Genomic DNA, 5,235 nt, shown 5'->3' with positions numbered 1-5,235 from the left:
GGGCCGGGATGACGCTGCTCCACGGCGTGCTCGCCGCTCTGGTGGCTGCGGAGCGGTCCGGCCGTGGGCAGGTCGTGGACTGCAGCATCCTGCGCTCGACGGCCACGCTGACCTCCGCGGCGCGCGAGCTGGCCACCCAGGGTCCCGCGGCCGTGGCGACCGGGGCGGGTGCGGCCCCGTTCTACCGCGCCTATCGCTGCGCCGACGGGCGCTACGTCGCGGTCGGCGCGGTGGAACCGGTGTTCTACGGCGCCCTGCGCTCCCTCTGCGGGCTGACCGACCCGGCCTGGGACGCCCAGTACGCGGCGGACGCCTGGCCCGCCCGGTGCGCCGAGCTCGAACGGGTCTTCGCACGCCGAGGACGCGACGAGTGGTGTGCCGATCCCGGCGCGGCCGCCGCCTGCGTGTCCCCGGTGCTCGACCTGGACGAGGCCGCCGCCCACCCGCTCGCGTCCGTCGTCGAGCGCGAGGGCCTGGTCCAACCCGACGTCGGCCCCGAGCTCTCCGAGACCCCTGGCTCCGCGGCCCCGGCCGCACGGCACGTCGACATGGACCAGGTGCGCCGCTCCTGGGTGGAGGACCGATGACCACGACCGAAGCACCACCCGTGGCGCTGACGATCGCCGACGGCGTCGCCGAGGTGCTGCTCAACCGGCCGCACCGACGCAATGCGATGAACCTGGCGATGCAGGAGGGGCTGGTCGCGGCCCTCGAGCAGGTGCGCGGGAGCGGCGCCCGCGCGCTGGTGATCGGCGGTGCCGGTAGGCATTTCTGTGTCGGCGCCGACCTCGACGTGGTCGACGGCGACAACGGCTCCGCCGACACCGAGGGCGACCGCACGACTGCTCGGATGCTCGCGGCCTGCGAGGCCTTCCTCAAGGCGCTGCGCACGCTGCCGATGCCGGTGATCGTCGCGGTCGAGGGCGCGGCGGCGGGTGGCGGGGCGGGCCTGGCCCTCGCGGGCGACCTGCGGGTGTTCGGCCGGTCGGCGGCCCTCTACGGCAGCACGTTCCCGCTCGGCATGACGCCCGACGCCGGCGTCTCCTGGTTCCTGGGCCGTGCCCTCGGTCCGGCGCGGGCGACGAACCTGATGATCCGCAACACCCCGATGGGCTCGGGGTTCCTGGAGTCCGTCGGCCTCGCGGACCTCGTCGTCGACGACGGCGAGGCGCTGGCCGAGGCCCGTCGGATGGCGGCCGAGCTGGGGCCGCGGACCCCGCCGCTGGCGATCGTGGGACTCCGCGAGCTGATGGCCGCGGCCCCCACCCAGGGCCTCGACGCCCAGCTCGAGCAGGAGAAGCACTGGGTGAACACGCTGAACCGGACCGCGGACTTCGCCGAGGGGGTCTCGGCGTTCCTGGAGCACCGCACCCCGGAGTTCCGCGGCCGATGACGGCGCCCGCGTGGTTCACCCAGGCCCTCGCGACGCCGTCGGCCACGGCCGTCGTGGAGGTCGACGGGGCCGCGGCCCGCTACCTCACGGCAGGTCCGGAGGACGGCGCGCCGCTGGTCTTCGTGCACGGCGGCACGGCGCACGCGCACTGGTGGTGGCCGGTCGCGGCCCGGTTCGCCGGAACGCACCGGATCGTCGTGCCCGACCTGTCCGGGCACGGCACGAGCGATCATCGCGAGCAGTACTCGTTCGAGGGCTGGGCCGCCGAGCTCGCCGCCGTGATCGGGCACGCCCTACCCGGCGCGCGCCCGGTGCTCGTCGGGCACAGCATCGGCGGGCTGGTCTGCCTGGCCCTCGCCGCCGAACGCCGGGACCTCGTCTCAGGCCTGGTCCTGTGCGACACCCTGCTCGCGGACCCCGGGGCCGCCCCGGCGCCGGTCGGCGGCAGGCACGATGGGCCTCCGCGCCCTGCGCCCACCTATGCGTCGGTCGCCGAGGCCACGGCGCGGTTTCGCACCATCCCTCCTCAGGAGGACTACGCCGGGTACGTGCTGGGCCACGTCGTGCCGCGCTCCCTGCGCCCGACGGGCGACCGCTGGACCTGGCGGTTCGATCGCGGCATCCTCGCCCAGTTCGACGAGACCGTCGCCCTTCGCGCCTGGCCGTGGCTCCGGCGGCTGCGGTGTCCGCTGGGGTACCTCCGCTCCGAACACGGCCTGACCCCACGCGCCGTCGTCTCGCGGCTCGTCGAGGAGATCCCCTCCCCCGTCATCCTCGGCGAGGTCCCCGGCGCCGGGCACCACGCCATGCTCGACCGCCCCGACGAGCTCTTCCTCGCTCTGGAGCGCCTCCTGTCCACGATGGACGGGACGCAGGGACAGCAGCTCAGTACGGAGGCCAGGTGACGAGGCCGTCCGGGGCCGCACCCGAACCTGCCGCGACGGCGGCGGCGATGACGTCCGCGGGGACCCCGAACTCTTCGAGGACGTCCACGGTGGTGTCGACGGCGGGGTCCTCGCCCGCCACCCCCGGTGTCCGGGAGAAGCGGGGCACCGGAGCCGGGCTGCCATCGGACTCGAAGGCGCGTCGGGCCCGCAGGTGGGCGTTCTCCCGTGCCTCGCAGGGGTCCAGCACGGGCGCCACGCAGGCCTCGGTGCCGTCCAGGGCCTCGGCCCACTCGTCGCGGGTCCGGGTCGCGAAGACCTCCTCGAACGTCGTGGACATCGCGGGCCAGGTCACGGGGTCCATGTGCGGCGGCACCGGGGCGGGCAGACCGAGGCCCGTCCACAGCGCCGCGAAGAACCGGTCCTCCACCGCCCCGACCGAGACGTAGCGGTCGTCCGCACACCGGTAGCAGCGGTAGAACGGGGCGGCCCCGTCCATCAGGCCCTTCTCGCCCCGTGGGACGACCGGTGACCCGAAGTCCCGCAGCACCATCGCCATCAGCGAGACGGTCCCCTCGACCATGTTCGCGTCGATCCGCTGTCCGCGTCCCGAACGCTGCCGCTCGACGAGGGCGGCGCATATCCCGAACGCCGCGAGGAGCCCGCCGCCCGCGAAGTCGCCGACGACGTTGAACGGCGGTACGGGCACCCTGCCCGGGCTCTCCAGCGCGCCCAACAGCCCCGCGAGCGCCAGGTAGTTGATGTCGTGGCCGGGAGCGTGGGCCAGCGGGCCGTCCTGCCCGTATCCGGTGACCGAGCAGTACACCAGTCCCGGGTTGAGTGCCGACAGCTCCTCGTAGCCCGCTCCCATCCGTTCCGCGGCCCCGGGACGGAAACCCTCGACGAGGACGTCGGCCCGGCGGACGAGCCCGTGCAGCGCCGCACGCCCCGCCTCGCTCTTGAGGTCGAGCACGATCTCGCGCTTGCCCCGGCGCAACGCGAGCGCAGGGATCCCGGCCCGACCGCCGAGCACCGTGACGACGTCCGCGCCCAGGTCCGCCAGCAGCATCGTCCCGTACGGTCCGGGCGCCAGCCTGCTCAGGTCGATCACCGTGATGCCCTCGAGCGGCCCCATCGGCACAGCCTCCTTCACAGTCGTCTCAGGCGTACGCGGCCGCGCGGAGCACCTCCGCGATGGCCGCGAGCTCCGACGGGCGGAACCCGTACGGCGTCATCAAGGTCATCCGGTCCAGCACGCCGGCGTAGCGGTCGACCAGCCGCGCCCCGAGCTCCTCGGGGCGCCCGCGGACGACGAAGGCGTCCAGGACCTCGTCGTCGACGAGCCCGGCGAGCTCCTTCCACCGGTGCGCCCGGACCAGGGCGCGCGCCTCGTCGTGCAGCCCACCCCAGCCGTGCAGGTCGAGGACCGGACGGTAGGTCGGGGTCGAGGCGTAGAAGCCGACCTGACCCCGGGCATGCGCCACCGCCGCGGCGAGTTCCTCGTCGTCCGTACCGGTGGCGACGAACACCTGCCCGGCCACCTGCGGGGTCACCGCCCGTCCGGTCCGCCGGGCCCCCACGTCGATGCGCGGCCGGATCACCTCGTCGACATAGCGCGCCGTGCAGAACGGGTGGGTGATCACCCCGTCGGCGACCTCGCCTGCGAGCTCCGCCATCCGCGGCCCCACGGCGGCCAGCCACACCGGCGGACGCGGCCACCGCAGCGCGCGCGGCCGGAACGGCTCGGGCATGAGGGTGTGGGTGTAGTACTCGCCCTGGAAATCGAGGTCGCCGGTGCCCTCCCAGCAGCTCCAGACCGCGGCGTACGCGGCGAGGAACTCCCGCATCCGGGGCAGCGCGGGCTCGTAGGGCATGCCGAACCGCCGCTCGACGTGCGCTTTCACCTGTGTGCCCAGCCCCAGGACGAACCGGCCGCGGGACAGTCCCTGCAGGCCGTGCGCGGTGTAGGCGACCGACACGGGGTTGCGGCTGAACGCGATGGTGATCGCCGTGCCGATGGTGAGCCTGGTGCTGCCTGCCGCGGCGACCGCCGCGGCCAGGGTCCCGTCGAAGTTCGTCTCGACCGTGAACCAGCCGGCGACACCGGCGTCCTCGAGCAGCCTGACGCCGGACACGTCGGCGGGATCCGGGGCGCGTTCGTTGAGATGGTCGAGCAGCATTCAGCGGCCCTCGAACCTCGGTGTCCGCTTCTCACGGAACGCGGCGAGCCCCTCGGCCATGTCGAAGGAGCGGGCGTGCAGGTCGGAGGCGACCAGCTCGAGCCGCAGGCCGGTCGCGACGGCCTGGTCCGCACCGTCGTGCACCAGCCGCTTGGTGCGCGCCAGGCCCAGCGGGCTCCGGGCGGCGAGGACAGCCACCAGCCCGTCCACTGCGTCCTCGAGCTCGTCGGCGGGAACCGCGGTGGTCACCAGGCCGCAGGCGACCAGTTCGCGGGCGGGCAGTGCCTCCCCGGTGAGCAGCAGGCGCATGGCCATACCGGTGCCGACCCGCCGCGGCAGCCGGATGCTGGAGCCACCCCCGGGGATCAGGCCGTACGTCGCGTGCGCGTCCCCGATCCGGGCGTCTTCGGCCGCCACGACCAGATCGCAGCAGAGCGCGATCTCCAGGCCGCCCGCCATGGCCAACCCGTTGACCGCCGCGACCACCGGCCCGGGAAAGGCCGCCAGTCGCTCGAGCACCGCGCCCAGATCGAGCAGGAACCCCTGCCCGCCCCGCGGATCCGCGGCTGCCATCTCCTCGACGGCCTTGAGGTCGCCCCCGGCGCAGAACGCCCGGCCCGCCCCGGTGATCACGAGGACCCGGATCCCGTCGTCGGCGCCCGCCCGGTCGAGCCCCTCCGACAGCCCGTCGAGGACCGCGCGGTCGATCGCGTTGAGGTCCGCCGGTCGGTCGAGAGTGAGCCAGGCCGCGGCACCTCGCCGCTCGAAGCGCACCGCG

6 protein-coding genes are annotated in these 5,235 nt (G+C 74.5%); 3 read left to right on the top strand and 3 right to left on the bottom strand.

Annotated features, from left to right (window positions below; translation table 11 throughout):
• The 3 genes from H5J29_RS19850 to H5J29_RS19840 all read left to right on the top strand — a co-directional run.
• Positions 1-587, top strand: a 587-nt coding sequence (locus tag H5J29_RS19850; RefSeq protein ID WP_181782548.1) for a CoA transferase, incomplete at its 5' end; no start/stop codon positions are given.
• Positions 584-1,393, top strand: a complete 810-nt coding sequence (locus H5J29_RS19845) for an enoyl-CoA hydratase-related protein (RefSeq protein WP_181782547.1) — start codon at positions 584-586, stop codon at positions 1,391-1,393. The genes H5J29_RS19850 and H5J29_RS19845, both read left to right, overlap by 4 nt.
• A complete protein-coding gene (locus H5J29_RS19840) occupies positions 1,390-2,298 on the top strand; it encodes an alpha/beta fold hydrolase (protein WP_181782546.1) in 909 nt (302 codons plus the stop codon). Before H5J29_RS19845 ends, H5J29_RS19840 begins: the two co-directional genes overlap by 4 nt.
• On the opposite strand, the gene H5J29_RS19835 is transcribed toward H5J29_RS19840, so the two are convergent.
• From H5J29_RS19835 to H5J29_RS19825, 3 genes are all read right to left on the bottom strand, one after another.
• A complete protein-coding gene (locus tag H5J29_RS19835; RefSeq protein ID WP_181782545.1) occupies positions 2,279-3,412 on the bottom strand; it encodes a CaiB/BaiF CoA transferase family protein in 1,134 nt (377 codons plus the stop codon). The two genes, H5J29_RS19840 and H5J29_RS19835, sit on opposite strands and share 20 nt — an antisense overlap.
• 25 nt (positions 3,413-3,437) lie before the next feature.
• On the bottom strand, positions 3,438-4,457 hold the full coding sequence (locus H5J29_RS19830; RefSeq protein WP_181782544.1) for a TIGR03617 family F420-dependent LLM class oxidoreductase: 1,020 nt from the start codon (positions 4,455-4,457) through the stop codon (positions 3,438-3,440).
• Positions 4,458-5,235 (bottom strand): enoyl-CoA hydratase/isomerase family protein (locus H5J29_RS19825; RefSeq protein WP_220187668.1); only part of this gene is annotated, 778 nt, incomplete at its 5' end.

The sequence above is a fragment of the Pseudonocardia pini genome (assembly GCF_013870575.1).
In the GTDB taxonomy this organism is placed as follows: Bacteria; Actinomycetota; Actinomycetes; order Mycobacteriales; family Pseudonocardiaceae; genus Pseudonocardia; species Pseudonocardia pini.
This window is presented reverse-complemented; position numbering and strand designations above follow the sequence as displayed.